This is a genomic window from Sorangium sp. So ce834, assembly GCF_051521425.1.
Taxonomy (GTDB): domain Bacteria; phylum Myxococcota_A; class Polyangia; order Polyangiales; family Polyangiaceae; genus Sorangium; species Sorangium cellulosum_D.
This window is the reverse complement of record NZ_CP150351.1, coordinates 4,378,863-4,394,684: the sequence shown is the minus strand read 5'-3', so window position 1 is coordinate 4,394,684 and position 15,822 is coordinate 4,378,863. Positions and strand designations below refer to the sequence as shown.

Genomic DNA, 15,822 nt, shown 5'->3' with positions numbered 1-15,822 from the left:
AGGGGAAAGAGAGCCGCCGACGCTCACGCGCCGCGCGCGTCGATGATGGCCCGGGCCTCGGCCGGGTGGCGCTTGCACTCGAGCAGCGCTCCGAGCAGGAGCGGCGCCACGATGGTGGCGTCCGACTCGATCACGAACATGGGCGTGTCCGCGGTCAGCTTGTCCCAGGTGATCTTCTCGTTGGGCGTGGCGCCGGAGTACGAGCCATAGGACGTCGTCGAGTCGGAGATCTGGCAGAAGTAGGCCCAGGGCCGGGCCGGCTCGCCGAGATCGTGCTTGAGCGACGGCACCACGCAGATGGGGAAGTCCCCCGCGATGCCCCCGCCGATCTGGAAGAACCCCACGCCCGCGCCCGCGCTGAGCGCGCGGTACTGATCGTACAGCTCGGCCATGTACTCGATGCCCGACTTCACGATGCTCGCGCTGCACTCGCCCCGCCTCACGTAGGAGGCGAAGATGTTGCCGAAGGTCGAGTCCTCGTGGCCCGGGACCACCAGCGGCAGCCCGGCCTCCGCCGCGGCCAGCAACCAGCACTCCTCGGGCGGTCCGCGGTGGAGCGCGGGCTCGACCGCCCGGACCAGGTCGTAGAAGTACTCGTGCCAGAAGCGGCGCTCGCCGCTCGCCGTCGCCCGCTCCCACATGGGGACGATGTGCTGCTCCACCGCGCGGAAAGCCTCGTCCTCGGGGATGCTGGTGTCGGTCACGCGCCGCATCCGGTTCTCGAGGATCCGCGTGTCGTCCTGCTTGGTGAAGTACCGGTAGTCGGGGAAGTCGCGGTAGCCGTCATGCGCCACGAGGCGGAACAGCGACTCCTCCAGGTTGGCGCCGGTCACGGACATGCCGTGGATCAGGCCGGCGCGGATGGCCGGCGCCAGCGTGATGCCGAGCTGGGCCGAAGACATCGCCCCGGCCACGGCCCAGAACATCTTTCCGCCGCGCTCGATGTGCTCCCAGTAGGCGAGGAGCGCGTCGCGCGTCGCGCGGGCGTTGAAATTCTTGTAGTTGCGGAGAACGAACGAGAGGAGGGGCAGCGTCGTGGACGCCCACGTCGTTCCAGCCATGTTTCGCCGAGCCTCGGCGACCACTGAATCGTCCCGGTGGCCTCGGGTCGCGCAGGCCACCAGGGACGCGCTACGGACCGGCGCAGGCCGGGCCGCCATCGCAGCGTCGGGTGGCTTCGGGAGGGACCGTAGCACGAATCGTCCGGATCGTGTCAAGCCGTCTCGATGGCCGCGAGCCGTGCGTCAGGCGTGCGCCGCCCTGAACCGCGCGACCGCGTGAGATCCGGTCCTCCGGCCGCTCGGAACGCCTCCGGGACGTCCGGAGCTTCCGTCCCGATCGCGGATGGCGAGCGCATGGACATCTGCACCTGGTACAGCATTCGCTAAGTTCCTCCCTGGTTCCGCGAGAGGTCTTGCTTCCATGATCAGGGGCGACATGCGCCGACTCAAGTTCTGGAGCGCGACCGGTCAGACGTGATGAAGCGAATTGTCCTCTCCACACGTCGGGAGCTCGGGGCTGTTCTCGGATGACCGGCCCTCGTCCAGACGTCTGGCCACGGATGCCGTCAGTCGCCTCCCGCAGGGCGCTCCTGGCTGCCTGGTGCCGCGTCCTCCCCCGCGAGGTCGAGCAGCCGCGCGAGCACGACCTCGAGCCATCCCACCGTGCGCCCGCACCGGCCGGCGCCCCGCGGCCCCGGCTCCCCGGCCCCGAGCGCCCGCGCCCCGTTCGCGATGCCGCCCGGGCGCCGCCGCAGGTGCCGCATGCAGAGGTCGCGCAGGTCGACGAAAGGCGGGCGCCGGAGGCCCTCCTGCGCGAGCAGGTCCACCGTGAAGACGCCCCAGGTGCCCAGCACGCCGTCGCCGACGAAGGCGCGGAACCGGGCCAGGGCGGCGCCCGCGTCCTCGCCGTCGCGCAAACGGGCCTCGGGCACCTCGAGCTGGTGCGCGACGCTCGTGCCCAGGGGGCGCCGCGGGCGGAGGAACGCCTCGAAGCGCTCGCCCGAGGCGCGGGAGGCCACGAGGTGCACGAGCTCCGACCTGGGCTCGACCGCGCCGTCGGCGGCCGGCCAGCCGGCGTTGGCGCCGCCGTCGACGAGCACCACCCTCGCCGGATCCCCGAGGTAGGGGCGCAGCGGCGCGAGCGGCGGGGGCGCCTCGGCGCGCCGCTTCCGCGGGGCCGTGCTCCTCGCCTGGTGCTCGATCTGCCGGTCGACCATGAACGCGAAGGCCCGGAGCATCTCGTCGAACCGCGCGGGCTCGCCCTCCAGCGCGCCGAGCGCGCTGGCCACCGCCTCGACCGTCGCGAGACACTCGGGCCGCGGCTCCCTGCGGATTCGGTAGTTGCCCGGCGCGCGGGGCGTGATGCCGATGCGGCGCACCGCGGCCAGACGGGGGTTCAGCGCGAGCATCTTCCTCGACTGCCACCACGTGCCGTCGACGACGATGAGCGAGCGCACAGGCGCCCCGTCCGCCGGGCGCGCGTCGCCCCCGGGATAGAGCACGGCCGTCGTCGGATCCGCGGCGAGGTCGGCGATCCTGGGGTCGTCTTCGAAGACCACCCCTTCGTGCAGCTCGGAGTTGGGCAGCGAGAGGTGGGTCATGCGCGCCGTGCCGATGCCCACGCGCCGCTCGCGCGGGTGCTGGAGGAGCACGACCCGGGTCCTCGTCGGCAAGGAGGGCAGGAGCGAGCAGTAGCAGACCGGACGGGGGCGCCGGCAGCGCCAGCAGACGTCGCGCATGGGGGCCACCCTAGAACACCGACCGGGTCGATCGACCGAGAAATGAACCGCCAAGGGCGCCAAGGACGCCAAGACGAGAACAAGATCTTGGCGCCTTGGCGGGTCGAAGACCTGCTCACCTCAGGCGGTTTCAGTTCGTTTGTCACTCTCGGCCGCGCCGGCCACGAGGTCCACGCGCCGCGCGGCCGCGGCCTTCTCCGGCGCGCGGCCGCCGGGATCCTCCGCTCGGTCCAGCCGTGTGATCGCGCCGTGCTGCTGCGGCTCGGTCTGGATCGAGCTCCGCGTAACAGAAATCCCGCCAGGATCTCTGGGACAGCGCGAGGTAAGATTCAGACAGCTCGGCGCGGCGGCGGGCCGGCACGGGCCGCGGCGGCGCCTGCGTGTCATGCTGGCCCAGACACCGCGCCAAGGCACGCTCCCTCTCGCCGGTCGTGCCCTGGCCCATGCTGCCACGAAAGGAGCCCCGAACTCTACCCCGCTCGACGACGTGCTGTTCCAGCAACCGCGTCGCGCGACGACACCGCCGCAGTGGCTCGCTTCCATCCTACCAAGGAGCGTTCATGCGACTGTCATTATCTTCGGCACATTGCGTCCTCGCCTTGGTCACCGGGCTCACGGGCATGCTCGGGTGCTCGGAGGACCCTGGTCCCGGCAGCAGCGCGCCCGACGCGGGCGCGCCCAGCGATCCCGACGCGGGCGCGCCCGACGGCAGCCCGCCCGCCTCCGCGACGTTCGGTCCGCTCGGCGATCGGCCGGATCTGCCCGTCGACGGGCGGCTCACCATCGACGGCCTGCTCTCTGCCGTCGATGTCGTCCAGGACAGGGACGGTAGGCCACATATCTATGCCGAAAACCTCGTGGATGCGATGCGCGTCGAAGGGTATCTGACGGCGCGCGACCGCGCGCTTCAGCTCGAGATCTTGCGGCGCACCGCCGAGGGGAGGCTCGCAGAGCTCTTCGGCGAGCTCGATCCCACCACCATCGATCAGGACATCGCTCTCCGCCATGTCGGTCTCGGTCGGATCGCCAGGGCCCAGCACGACGCGCTCCCCGAGGGGGAGCTCCGCCAGGTGCTCGACGCGTACGCGGACGGGGTGACCCAGGTGTTCAAGAAGATCCGCTCCGGGGACATCCTCCTCCCCGAAGGCGCGATGGGGATACCCGCCGAGGCGTTCACCGACTGGAGCGGCGTCGACTCGCTCGTGATCAGCCGCTTCCAGAGCTACCTCCTGTCGTTCGACGCCGAGCTGGACATCACCATGCAGCAGCTCTTCGACGCCGCCCGGACGACGTTCGCGTCGAGCAGCGCCGATCCGCTCGCGCAGAAGCGCGCCGGCTTCGAGCGGGACTTCCTGAGGTTCGCCCCCTCCGAGCCCGCGGTGACCAGCAGCGGCTACCCCGCCTCCCCGGCGCGGGAGAAGGCGCAGAAGGCGGAGGACAAGGCGGCGAAGAGAGCGTCTCGCGCGCGACGACCGGGCCGCGCCGCGCCGGGCCGCGCGAAGCTCATGTCGTCGCTGACCGGCTACCTGAGCGCGGTCCAGCGCGCCAGGAGCAAGGTCGCCCCGGAGGGCTTCGGCTCGAACAACTGGGCCATCCACGCGAGCCGGAGCGCGACGGGGCACGCGCTCGTGGCCAGCGATCCCCACCTGTCGCTGAGCGCGCCGGCCGTCTGGTATGCCGTCTCGATCCACGTCACCGCGCCCGAGGGCAAGGACGCGAGCCGCGATGTTCACGTCGGGGGCGTCACCTTCCCCGGGATTCCGGGGATCATCCTGGGCCACAACGAGCACGTCGGGTGGGGAGCGACGGTCGCGATGTACGACGTCACCGATGTCTATGCCGAGACGCTCACGCCCGACGGCAAGGCAGTGCTCTTCAAGGGCAATCCAGTGCCCCTCCAGACGGTCGAGGAGGTCATCGCGATCGCCGGCAGGGAGCCCTATACCTACCGTGTCCCGATCGTGCCCCATCACGGCCCGCTCCTGCCGACCATCGTCGACCACGCGGTGGTGGATCCGGACCCAGCCGTGGGGGCGCTCAGCGTCCGCTGGACGGGGCTGGAGCCGACGAAGGAGCTGGAGGCCATCTTCGGCCTGCTGCGCGCTCGCTCGGTCGATGATGCGCAGGAGTCGCTCTCGAAATTCAGCGTCGGCGCGCAGAACTGGGTGATGGGCGACGCCGCGGGCGACATCCTCTGGACGACGCACGCGGCGATCCCGACGCGGTCTCGTGAGGCGTTCGCCTGGGACGCGGCCACCTATACGGGCGTCCTCCCCTGCATGGTGCTCCCCGGCGACGGGACCGCGGAGTGGACCGGGACGCTCCCCGAGCACCTCATCCCCCGGGCGAAGAACCCGCCGGCGGGATACATCGCCACGGCGAACAACGACCCCATCGGGGACTCCCTGGACAACGATCCATCGAACGGCGCGCTCCTCGACGGCACCCCCATGTACCTGGGTTGCAGCTTCGACATCGGGTTTCGCGAGGGCCGCATCCAGGAGCGGATCGATGCCCACGAGGGACCTCTGTCGCCGGAGGATTGCGCGGCGATCCAGGGCGACATCAAGTCGGCGCTCGGCGCGAGGCTCGTGCCTCACCTCCTCCGCGCCATGGACCGCGCCGACGAGGAGCACGCGACGCCCGGTACTCACCCCGAGCTGAGCGCGATCGTCGCGGACGCCGCATACGACCCGCAGCGCCTCGCCGCCCTGCGGGCGCTCCTCGACGGCTGGGGCAAGGAGGCGGACTACAAGGCGGCCGCCGGCATCGATCTCGATACCGCCATGCCGCTCGCGGACGAGGGCGATGGCCCCCGCGCGATCGACGCCCGCGCCTCGGAGGCGACCTTGGTCTTCAACCTCTGGCTCGTCCGGGTGGTGCGCCGGGTGCTGGGCGACGAGCTCGGCCAGATGGGCTTCTCGTCGTTCTCCCGGGAGCTGTCGGCGAAGGCGCTCCTCCACCTGTTCTCCGCCGATCGGGAGCAGCTCGCCACCTTCGATCCGGCCGTGCAGGACAGCGCGCTGTGGGACGACATGGGCACGCCAGCGGTCGAGTCCAGGGACGAGCGCGTGCTGCGCGCCCTGCTCGACGCCCTCGCCTGGCTCGATCAACAGGGCGGCTCCGGGGCTGCGGCGCCCCGCTGGGGCGCCTTTCACACGGTCACCTTCGACGCGCTCGTCCCCCTCTTCAGCAGCCTCAGCATCCCTCCGCCGAGCGATCCCCTCTGGAGCGGCGGCTTTCCGCGCGGCGGCGACGAGTTCGCGGTGGACTCCTCGGATTACCGCCTCTCGTGGGCGCTCGACGAGTCACCGGATTTCCGGTACGTCCACGGCCCGTCGCAACGGCTCGTCGTGGAGCTCGACCCGGCGGGGCCGAAGGCGTGGAACGCCATTCCCGGAGGCAATGTCTGGGACGCCGAGAGCCCACATTTCCGCGATCAGGCGGAGCTCTGGCGAAAGAACCAGACGCGCCTGGTGCCGTTCCTGCTCCCCGACGTGATCCAGGCGAAGGAGTCGCGCACGGTGGTCGAGGCGCCGTAGCCGGCGCCTCCTCCGAGGCCCACCCCGGGCCGGCTGGTCCTCCCCCGCTTCCGCGGAGCGCGCAAGGCTCGCGCTTTACAGACCAACCCACAGAGCCATGTAAACGTCGTCGAGGTACTCGTTCGGACCGATCTTCAACCGCCTCGTCTTGCGCCCCTCTTCGACGAACCCGAGCGATCGATAAAGCGCGATCGCGGGCTCGTTCGACGAGCGCACCTGAAGCTCGACCTTTTCGACGCGCGGGCTTGACCGCGCCCAGCGCAAGAGCGCGCTCATGAGGGCTCTGCCGGCGCCTCGGCGTCACGTGGGGAGGGGGATGACCCTGGCACAAGATGGCACGCATCGATCCTGCTCCGCTGCGGCGTCAGCCCATCTACACGCTCCATGCGCTCGGCACGAGACATGCTTCCATGTCCATCATGGCACAGAAGCGCTCATCGAACTCCGTCGTGTCGTTATGCTCTGCGATCCTCTGCTCCGCGAGCTGCACCTCCCAGCAGGCTTCGGATGAATCGCAGTCCGCTCAACCGTTGACGCAGCAGGAATGTGCGCAGCTCGGGGGCAATCCGGTCGGTATCGCGGGGAGCCCGCCGCAGCTCGGCGATCCGGGTGTGGATCTGTCACGAGACGATGAATGTCCAGGGAGCCGCGCGCTGAAAGGGACGCTCGAAGCGGCTGGCGATGCCAACGGTGGCATTTGCTGTGAAGCCCCGCCGTCGATGACATTCGCAGCGTGCGACGAGGCTGGCGGACAGAGATTGCTGGATCCTGGCGATGGCTCCAGCTATGTCGCAGGCTGCGAGGAGGGTTCGAGCCTGATTGGCTGGCTCACGGCGTGCGAGGGTTCATCCTGCGGCGAGGGTGGCATCTGCTGCCGGCCGTGAACGGGGCCGGCGGCCGCGGCCGACTCAGAATTTGCCCCCCAGCGCGACGCGGACCGTCGCGAGCTTGCCCTGCTCCAGGCCGAACCCGAGCGGCTCGTCGAGCGCCACGAGCAGCCCGGCCCGGAAGTAGAGGCCCGACGTGGGCGGCTCCACCCCGACGAAGGGCTCGGCCGCGAGCGCCACCTTGTCGGTCCGCGTGAGCGGGAACGCGGCCTGGAGCCGCGCGCCAACCCCGAACCCGCCCAGGCTGCGCAGCTCCGCCTCGCTGGCGTGCTCGATGAACACCTCCGTCTCCCCGTCATCGGTGGGGATGGCGAACATCGCCACGAGATCGCTCCGCACGTAGAACGCCTCGATCGGGCGCAGCTCGACGCCGCCGCGGGCGCGCAGCGGGACGTGCTCCAGGAGCGTCCGCTGCGCGTCGAAGTACCCGCGCACGGCCAGCGCCGCCGCCGCGGCCGCCGCCGTGTCGTCGGACGGGTCCTGCGTGATCGGGATGGAGGCCGAGAGCCCGCCGATCACCATCAGCGTGGGGAAGACGCTCGCGACGTAGTGGAGCCCTATCGAGGGGTTGCCGAAGAAGAACCCCTCGAGCTCCGGCGCGACGGTCGCCGCGTCGCCCTCCGCCGGGCCGGGCGGCCTCGCCTGGCTGCTCCCGTACGCAAAGGGCAGCTCGGCGTCGAGGTGGAGCCCCGCGAAGAGCGGGATCTGGGCGACCGCCGCGAAGGACGCCGCGAAGGAGCTCGCCTCCCCGCCGGCGCTCGTCCCGCCGCCGCTCGCCGCCTCCCGGCGCGGGAGGTTCGCCTCGATGGTGCTGACGAGCACGTCCGCTTCCACGCCGAGACGGAAGCCATGGGACTTCGCCCAAGCCTCTTCCTTGACGGTCTCCTCGGCGAGCGCCGGCGCGGCGGCCGGGAGCAGGAGAGCGAGGGCGGCGAAGGGCAAGGCAAGCGGACGCATGCCGGTATCTTAGCGGGTTCTCCGGACCGGCGCCCTCCGGCGGGACCATGGCCCCGGCAGCCCGGAGGACGGTCCGCGACCCGGCGCCGATCGTTCGGCAGCGCCCGCCTACGCCTCGGGCCGAGCCATGGCCGCCCATCGTAGGATCAGCTGCCGAGCCATCGCCGTGCGAGCTCGAGTATGCGGGCGTTATCGGGAACGTCGCGCAGGAAGCGCTCGCGCCAGGATGGCACGCGCCTCGTAGAGCCCCCCGCGGCCGCTCCGCGCTCAGCTAGGCCGCGGCACCGGCCCGCGCTCGCGGACCTCACCGGCGACGTGGCCGATCTCGGCCGGGTGGGCGGCGACGGACCCGAGCACGCGGCACTGAGCACCAGTGTCCAGTCATCAGCGCCCGATGTGGCCCTCGACCTTCGCGGCCGCTCCGCGCCCGGCGATGGATTCGACGACCCCCGAGCTCGCCGGCGTCCTCCTCGGCGCCGCGGCCGCCCCCGAGTTCGTGCTTGAGGACCTCGACGCCGCGGCCGCGCTATCTGCTAGGACGGCACGTAGGCCTCGTAGTCACTTATTCAGTGCCACCGCCATGCGGAGCTCTTCCTCTGTCTCGTTCGCCGTCCCTGCCCTCCCCTTCCCTTGCGCGTTCTCTCCGGAGTGATCATCCTATAGAACCTCACGCGATCCGCATCCCTCCTGGAAAAGTGACGCTGTATCAGCAACTTATCCATGCATCGAGGGGGCCGCTTTCGCTCCACAGCCTGCGGGGCCAAACGTACTGACTTGCGCCGAGCAGCGCTCGCATCGGCTTACTGACGCTCAGGCCATGCCGAGCACGCGCAGGCGTCGCATCCCGGAGTATGCTATGCATGCAGGCTATGCGTCGCACGCCTCAGCACCCCCCTCCCCACGTTCTCACGCTGGACGGGTTCGGCGCCGGGGGCTTACCCTTGTGTGTCGTTCGCGTCCCACGACAAAGGCGGCCCACGCTGCCGCCCGGGCCGCTCGTCTCGACCTTCTTCATGGTATTCGTGCTGACGGCGGGAAGGGGGCGAGGCCGTCATCTGGAGCAGGTCAATCTTCATGCCGGGGATATCCACCTCATCCCCGCGGGCGTGGAGCATCAGCCCCTCGATGTCGGCGACCTGGAGGGATGGATCGTGGGCTTTGATCCGACGCTGCTGAGCACTCCGGAGCGGCTGCCGGGACGACCACGAATCCGAGGCGATGCGAAGGACGCTCCGGTGCGCAGCCTCTTTCTCCGGGGACTGCTCCGGCTGCGACCCGGAGAGCCCCGGCGGCAGCGAATCGAGCGCCTGGTGGCCGAGATGGATACCGAGCTGCGAGAGGCCCAGTGGGGCGCGGACAACGCCGCGCTCGCATTGTTTACCCTCCTGATCACGGAGCTCATCCGCGAGCTTTCGGAGCACGCGCCTCTGGCGTCGCCCATGCTCAGCGGGCTCGTGCAAGATGCGCTCAGGTTCATCGAGGCGCACTGTCTGGAGCCCCTCTCGCTTCAGGACGTCGCGTCGGCGGTCGGGCGCACGCCTTCGCACCTGGCCAACGCCATCCGCCGGGAGACAGGGCTGACGGTGGGGGACTGGCTGCGCGAGCATCGCATAGCCGAGGCCCGGCGGCGGCTCCTGGAGACGGACGCGAGCATCGAGAGCATCGCAGACCAGGTTGGCTACGCCGACGTCACCCATTTCATTCGCACCTTCCGGCGCGCCCAAGGGATGACCCCCCGGGCCTTTCGCGATCAGCGCCGCCGCCCCGGGCCTTGAAGGCCCCGCCATCCGACCCCAATCCAGGCCGATATCCGCCCCAAGCCACGCTCTGCCGGCGTGCGCCGTCGATGGCTAGAGTCAAAGCATCATGACGACTTCAGCAACCCACGGGCGCCGCGTTTTGATCGTTGGACTTGGCATCGCCGGCATCGCCACGGCCCTGCGGCTGCACAGGGCCGGCTGGGAGCCCGTGATCATCGAGCGGGCCCCCGAGCGCCGCAAAGGCGGCTACTTCATTGCCCTCTTCGGCACGGGCCAGGCGTCCGCCAAGCGGCTCGGCGTGCTCGAGGTCATGGGCAACCGCAAGCACCCGCAAACCAAGACGTACGAGGTCGACCGGGCCAATCGTCGTCGCAAGGGCATGACCTTCGCCGACGTGCCCGGCCAGCCGCGCATGCTGCTGCGCGGCGACGTCGAGAATGCGTTGTTCAACGCGCTGCCGGAGCGGGTGGAGATCCGCTTCTCGACTGTCCCCACGGGGATGGATCTAGGAGGTCGCGGCGTCGATGTCACGATGACCCACACGAAGACCGGCGAGACCGTGACCGAGCACTTCGACCTCGTGGTGGGGGCTGACGGAATGCGCTCGACCGTCCGGAAGCTCGTCTTCGGCCCGCACGAAGATTTCCTCTACCCGCTAAATTACATGATCGGGGCGGCCATCCTGAGCGAACCCGTCCGCGGCTATCACCTGCATGATGGGCTGGTCCTTGCCGAGGTCGGGCGGTCGGCGTGGGTATTCCCCTTCGCGGACCACAACCCAGGCCTGCTCTTCTCCTACCGCGTGGACGACATCGATGCGCAGTTCCGGAGGACCCCCATCGAGTCGCTGCGCAGGGCTTACGGACCAGAACCGGCAGGGCCCGTGCTGAGGCAGCTCCTCGACAATTTCGCGGCCGCAGACGAGTACCTGTTCGACTCGGTCAATCAGGTTCGCATGAATTGCTGGCACAAGGGGCGGGTCGTGCTGGTCGGCGACGCTGCGTGGTGCTTGACGCTGTATTCAGGGATGGGCGCTTCGACCGGCATGGCCGGGAGTGAGCTTCTGGGCAACATGCTGGAGAAGTACCCTGACGACGTGGGGCGCGCGCTCGTCGCCTGGGAGGAGAAGCTGCGCCCGTTCATCACGAGCCTGCAGGCCGACGGGCTGAGAATGAGGGCGCTCTTCACACCGTCCGGGGAAGCTCAGCGGATCCTGCGCGCGGCGTTCGTCCGCCTCGCCAGCTCGCCCGTCACGCGCCCGATCTTCCGACGACTGACCATCAATGACCAGCTGAAGATGCGCGACATCGTCGCGCATTAGGTCCCTCTGTCTCGCGTGTGGTCGTCGCCACCTCCAGCGACAACGCCGATCGTAGTGCCCCCGCCGACACCGCGGGATCTCGAGGGCCTGGATCCGCCGTGCGACCAGCATGCCGAGCGGTCCCTCCCTCTCGCGTCGGCGCAGTGCCTGCTGGTCCTCCTGGCTGAGCTGGAGCCCCCTGAACCTGGCCCTCGGCTGCTTTCGTTCTTCGCTCACGCCCCCCAGACGCACGAGCCGAACGAAACGGATCGTCAACACCGAGGCGCGGCACTAGCTGGTCATCGCTCGACCACCGGCCCCGCTGGCGCGGGCCCTCGCGCGTGGGGTCTCCCGCCAGGCAGCCGTCGAGCTCGACCAGGGTTCACGCAGCCGGCGCAGCGTCTCAGGGCGAGTTCGGTCGCCTGTCGCCCCCACATTGTCGAGCGCTACGGCGTCGGCGTCGATCTCGTGCGGCACCTTGGTGAGCGCGGGGAGCTCCCGGCCCACGTCGGCTCGGTGGCCCCCCGTCACCCCTTCCCCGCCGCCTCCCAGGCCTCCAGCAGCTGCCGCGCGGCCCGCAGCGGGCTCAGCGCGCCGGCCTCCACCAGGCCCTCCAGCCCCGGCATCCGCTCGCGCACGGCGGCGCTCCGCAGGAACGCCTCCCGCAGGTGCCCCTCGATCAGCTCCACCAGCCACCGGCGCGCCTGCGCGGCCCGGCGGCGATGCAGCCAGCCGCTCTCCTGCATGTGCGCGCGGTGGCGCAGCACGAGCTCCCACGCCTCGCGGACGCCGCGGTTCTCCTGGGCCGAGCAGACGCCCACCACGGGCATCCAGCCGTGGGGCGGCGGCGGGAACAGGTGCAGCGCGGCCTCGTACTCGCTCCGAGCGCGCGCGGCCCGGCCCTCGCTCCCGCCGTCGGCCTTGTTGATGATCACGAGGTCGACGAGCTCCATGATCCCGCGCTTCATGCCCTGAAGCTCGTCCCCGGCCCCGGGGAGCATGAGCAGCAAGAAGCAGTCCGTCATGTCGGCGACCGCGACCTCGGACTGCCCGACACCGACGGTCTCCACCAGGATGTTGCGGTAGCCGGCTGCCTCGCAGAGCACGATCGCCAGGCGCGTCGCCCGCGCCACGCCGCCGAGCGAGCCGCCCGACGGCGACGGGCGGATGAACGCCCGCGGATCGCTCGCCAGCCGCGGCATCCGGGTCTTGTCGCCGAGGATGCTCCCGCCGTGAACGGGGCTCGTCGGGTCGACCGCGAGCACGGCGACCGTCTCCTCCCGCTCGCGCACGAGGTGCACGCCGAGCGCGTCGACGAACGTGCTCTTGCCGACGCCGGGCACGCCGCTGACGCCGAGGCGCACGGCGCCGCCCTCACGCGGCGATGCATGCGACAAACACAGCTCCAGGACCTCCTCGGCGAGCTCCTGATGGCGGGGGAGCGCGCTCTCGGCCAGCGTGATGGCGCGCGCGAGCGCCGCGCGGTCGCCCGCGACGAGGCCGTCGACGAGCTGCCTCGGATCCGGCTTCAACCTAGCGCGCCTCCTGCGCGGCGAGCCTGTCGATGAGCGTGCGCACGATCCGCGCCGCGGCGTCGGGGATGACCGTCCCCGGCCCGAAGACGCCGGCGACGCCGCGCTCCTCGAGATAGCGGTAGTCCTGCGGCGGGATCACCCCGCCGGCCACGACGAGGATGTCCCCGCGGCCGGCCGCCCCGAGCGCGTCGAGCAGCTGGGGCACCAGCGTCTTGTGACCGCCCGCGAGCGACGAGACGCCGACCACGTGGACGTCGTTCTCGACGGCGTGACGGGCCACCTCGTCCGGCGTCTGGAAGAGCGGGCCGATGTCGACGTCGAACCCGAGATCCGCGAAGGCGGTCGCGATCACCTTCATGCCCCGGTCGTGCCCGTCCTGGCCCATCTTGGCGACCAGGATGCGCGGGCGGCGGCCCTCGAGGCCGGCGAACTCGCGCACGAGCGCCTCCACCTCGCGGCCGGCGCCCGCGTCGCGGATCTCCGCGCCGTACACGCCGCTGACGGCGCGCACCGGGGCCTCGTAGCGGCCGAAGACGCGCTCCAGCGCCTCGGAGATCTCGCCGAGCGTCGCGCGGCGGCGCGCGGCGTCCACCGCCAGCGCGAGCAGGTTCCCCTCCCCCGTCGCGGCAGCGCGCGTGAGCGCGGCCAGCGCCTCGCCCACGGCGGCCTCCGCGCGGGCCGCCTTCACGGCGCCGAGCCGCGCGACCTGGCGCTCGCGCACCGCGGAGTTGTCGACCTCGCGGAGCTCGAGCGGCGCCTCCCGCTCCAGCCGGTACGCGTTGACGCCGACGATGATGTCGCGCCCCGCGTCGATGCGCGCCTGCTTGCGGGCCGCCGCCTCCTCGATCCGCATCTTGGGCAGGCCGTTCTCGATCGCCTTGACCATGCCGCCCAGCGACTCCACCTCCTGGATGAACTTCCACGCGCGCCGCGCCAGCCGGTCCGTGAGGCGCTCGACGTGGTGGGAGCCGCCCCACGGGTCGATGACGCGGCACACGTCGGTCTCCTTCTGCAAGAAGAGCTGGGTGTCGCGCGCGACCTTGGCCGAGAAGTCCGAGGGGAGCGCCAGCGCCTCGTCCAGGGCGTTCGTGTGCAGCGACTGGGTGCCGCCGAGCACGGCCGCGAGCGCCTCGATGGCCGTCCGCGTGATGTTGTTGAACGGGTCCTGCTCGGTGAGGCTCCAGCCCGAGGTCTGGCAGTGCGTCCTGAGCGCCATCGACTTCGGGCTCTTCGGCTGGAAGCCCTTCACGATCTTCGCCCAGAGGAGCCGCGCCGCCCGCAGCTTGGCGATCTCGGTGAAATGGTCCATGCCGATCCCGAAGAAGAACGAGAATCGACCGGCGAAATCGTCGATATCCATGCCGGACGCGATGCCGGTGCGCAGGTACTCGAGGCCGTCGGCGAGCGTGTACGCGAGCTCCAGCTCGGCGGTCGCCCCCGCCTCCTGCATGTGATAGCCGCTGATGCTGATCGAGTTGAACTTCGGCATCTTCTCGGCTGCATACCGGAAGATGTCGGCGACGATCCGCATCGACGGCGCCGGCGGGTAGATATACGTGTTCCGGACCATGAACTCCTTGAGGATGTCGTTCTGGATGGTCCCGGAGAGGAGCTCTGGCCGCACGCCCTGCTCCTCGGCGGCGACGATGTAAAACGCCATGACGGGGAGCACGGCGCCGTTCATGGTCATCGACACGCTCATCTTGTCGAGCGGTATCTGGTCGAAGAGGATCTTCATGTCCTCCACGGTGTCGATGGCCACGCCGGCCTTCCCCACGTCGCCGACCACGCGCGGGTGGTCCGAGTCGTAGCCGCGGTGGGTCGCGAGATCGAAGGCGACCGAGAGCCCGGTCTGCCCGGCGGCCAGGTTGCGCCGATAAAACGCGTTCGACTCCTCGGCCGTGGAATACCCGGCGTACTGGCGGAGGGTCCACGGGCGGACCACGTACATGCTCGTATACGGCCCGCGCAGGAACGGCGGAATCCCGGCGGTGAAGCCGAGGTGCTCGAGGGGCGCCGTGTCCTCCGGGGCCGCGGCCGGCGCGGGGAGCTCCGCGGCGCCGTCGATCTGGCGCAGCGCCGCCAGCGCGAGGCTCCGGGTGAGCTGCTCGACGTACCAGCAGCCCGCGGCCGGGCTGCCCCCGGCCTCGAAGCGGGCCTCCTCGCGGAGGATGACCCGGGCGTTGCCGAGCAGGCGCTCGGGCGGCGTGATCACGACGTCGTCCGCGCCGCCGGCCACGGCCGCCATCATCGCCACGATGCCGCGGAGCAGGTTCTTGTGCGGCTCGTCGCCGGGCACGGCGGCCGACGGGATCACGGCGGTGAGGGTGGCGCCCGGCCGCACGCGCTCGGCGAGGAGGCGCGCGGCGCGCAGGCGGGCGATCTCGAAGAAATAACGGCAGCCGAGCGTGAAGCGCAGCTCCGACGCGCCGCCCCGGAGCTCGGCGACGAGCGAGTCGACGAGCGGCCCGCCCTCCGCGGCGGGGAGCGGGGGGCTGTCCGGCGCGAAGATCGGCGGCACGAGGAGCCCCTCGGCGCTCGCCCAGGAGAGATCGTCCGCGGTCTTGCCCTTGAGGTCCCGCGCGAGCGCCTGTCTCCACGTCTCCAGCGCGACCGGCGCGAACTCGGAGAAGAGCCTGTCAACCATGGGCCTCCACGACCTCGATGAGGTGGCCGAACGGCGCGTCCTCGCGCGACTTCGGGTGCATGAAGAAGATCGTGGTGCCCCGGGAGCCGGGCCGGGGCGCCGCGTCGATGATACGGAAGCCCCGCGCCTTGAGCTCGTCGAAGGCCGCCTGGACGTCGCGGACCCGGTAGGCGACGTGGGCGAAGCCGCCGCGGCCGCCGTTCTTGTCGATGAGCTTCTGGACGGGCGACTCGGCGGAGAGCGGCTCGAGGAGCTGGATGTGGTTGTCGCTGTCGCCGACGCGGAGCATCACCTCGCGGACCTGATCCGTGCCCCGGACCTCCTCCCGGTGCACCTCGCGGAAGCCGAGCAGCTCGTAGGCCTTCACCTGCGCGTCGAGCTGCCCGGCGGGCACGGCCATGGCGATGTGGTCGATGAACAGAAAGCCGGGAATCTGGTCCTTCATGCGCCCTCC

At 70.8% G+C, this 15,822-nt stretch carries 10 protein-coding genes and 1 pseudogene; 4 read left to right on the top strand and 7 right to left on the bottom strand.

Annotated elements, in window-relative coordinates; genetic code table 11:
* Positions 1 to 23 precede the first annotated feature (23 nt).
* Together WMF20_RS16080 and WMF20_RS16075 are read right to left on the bottom strand one after the other, a co-directional pair.
* Positions 24 to 1,061 carry a deoxyhypusine synthase family protein gene (locus WMF20_RS16080; RefSeq protein WP_437614587.1) on the bottom strand — a complete coding sequence of 346 codons (1,038 nt, stop codon included), beginning with the start codon at positions 1,059 to 1,061 and terminating at the stop codon, positions 24 to 26.
* 506 nt (positions 1,062 to 1,567) lie between these two features.
* Positions 1,568 to 2,740 (bottom strand): DTW domain-containing protein, encoded by a 1,173-nt coding sequence (locus WMF20_RS16075; protein WP_437614585.1) that lies wholly within the window; start codon positions 2,738 to 2,740, stop codon positions 1,568 to 1,570.
* A 560-nt stretch (positions 2,741 to 3,300) separates the two neighbouring features.
* On the opposite strand from WMF20_RS16075, the gene WMF20_RS16070 reads away from it, so the two are divergent.
* Positions 3,301 to 6,282: a penicillin acylase family protein gene (locus tag WMF20_RS16070; protein WP_437614583.1), complete on the top strand. Its 2,982-nt coding sequence runs from the start codon at positions 3,301 to 3,303 to the stop codon at positions 6,280 to 6,282.
* A 75-nt stretch (positions 6,283 to 6,357) separates the two neighbouring features.
* Here WMF20_RS16070 and WMF20_RS16065 read toward each other — a convergent pair.
* A pseudogene (locus WMF20_RS16065) lies at positions 6,358 to 6,570 on the bottom strand (GNAT family N-acetyltransferase); the annotation flags it as partial.
* A 44-nt stretch (positions 6,571 to 6,614) separates the two neighbouring features.
* Between WMF20_RS16065 and WMF20_RS16060 the strand changes: the two are divergent.
* Entirely contained in the window at positions 6,615 to 7,166 is a 552-nt protein-coding gene (locus WMF20_RS16060; RefSeq protein WP_437614581.1) for a hypothetical protein, read from the top strand.
* 24 nt (positions 7,167 to 7,190) lie between these two features.
* Here the strand turns inward: WMF20_RS16060 and WMF20_RS16055 are convergent, their stop codons facing one another.
* The gene (locus WMF20_RS16055) at positions 7,191 to 8,126 is read right to left on the bottom strand and encodes a hypothetical protein (protein WP_437614579.1); all 936 of its coding nucleotides are present in this window, start codon (positions 8,124 to 8,126) and stop codon (positions 7,191 to 7,193) included.
* Positions 8,127 to 9,139: 1,013 nt separating this feature from the next.
* On the opposite strand from WMF20_RS16055, the gene WMF20_RS16050 reads away from it, so the two are divergent.
* Both WMF20_RS16050 and WMF20_RS16045 read left to right on the top strand, forming a co-directional pair.
* The gene (locus WMF20_RS16050; protein ID WP_437312911.1) at positions 9,140 to 9,901 is read left to right on the top strand and encodes a helix-turn-helix domain-containing protein; all 762 of its coding nucleotides are present in this window, start codon (positions 9,140 to 9,142) and stop codon (positions 9,899 to 9,901) included.
* 91 nt (positions 9,902 to 9,992) lie between these two features.
* Positions 9,993 to 11,207, top strand: coding sequence for an FAD-dependent monooxygenase (locus tag WMF20_RS16045; RefSeq protein ID WP_437614576.1), 1,215 nt, complete (start codon positions 9,993 to 9,995; stop codon positions 11,205 to 11,207).
* 506 nt (positions 11,208 to 11,713) lie between these two features.
* Here WMF20_RS16045 and meaB read toward each other — a convergent pair.
* The 3 genes from meaB to WMF20_RS16030 are packed head-to-tail and all read right to left on the bottom strand — an operon-like array spanning position 11,714 to position 15,813.
* Positions 11,714 to 12,718, bottom strand: a complete 1,005-nt coding sequence (meaB, locus tag WMF20_RS16040) for a methylmalonyl Co-A mutase-associated GTPase MeaB (protein ID WP_437614574.1) — start codon at positions 12,716 to 12,718, stop codon at positions 11,714 to 11,716.
* Between the two features lies 1 nt (position 12,719).
* The gene (gene scpA, locus WMF20_RS16035; RefSeq protein ID WP_437614572.1) at positions 12,720 to 15,368 is read right to left on the bottom strand and encodes a methylmalonyl-CoA mutase; all 2,649 of its coding nucleotides are present in this window, start codon (positions 15,366 to 15,368) and stop codon (positions 12,720 to 12,722) included.
* The gene (locus WMF20_RS16030; protein WP_437614570.1) at positions 15,361 to 15,813 is read right to left on the bottom strand and encodes a VOC family protein; all 453 of its coding nucleotides are present in this window, start codon (positions 15,811 to 15,813) and stop codon (positions 15,361 to 15,363) included. Before WMF20_RS16030 ends, scpA begins: the two co-directional genes overlap by 8 nt.
* Positions 15,814 to 15,822: the final 9 nt, after the last annotated feature.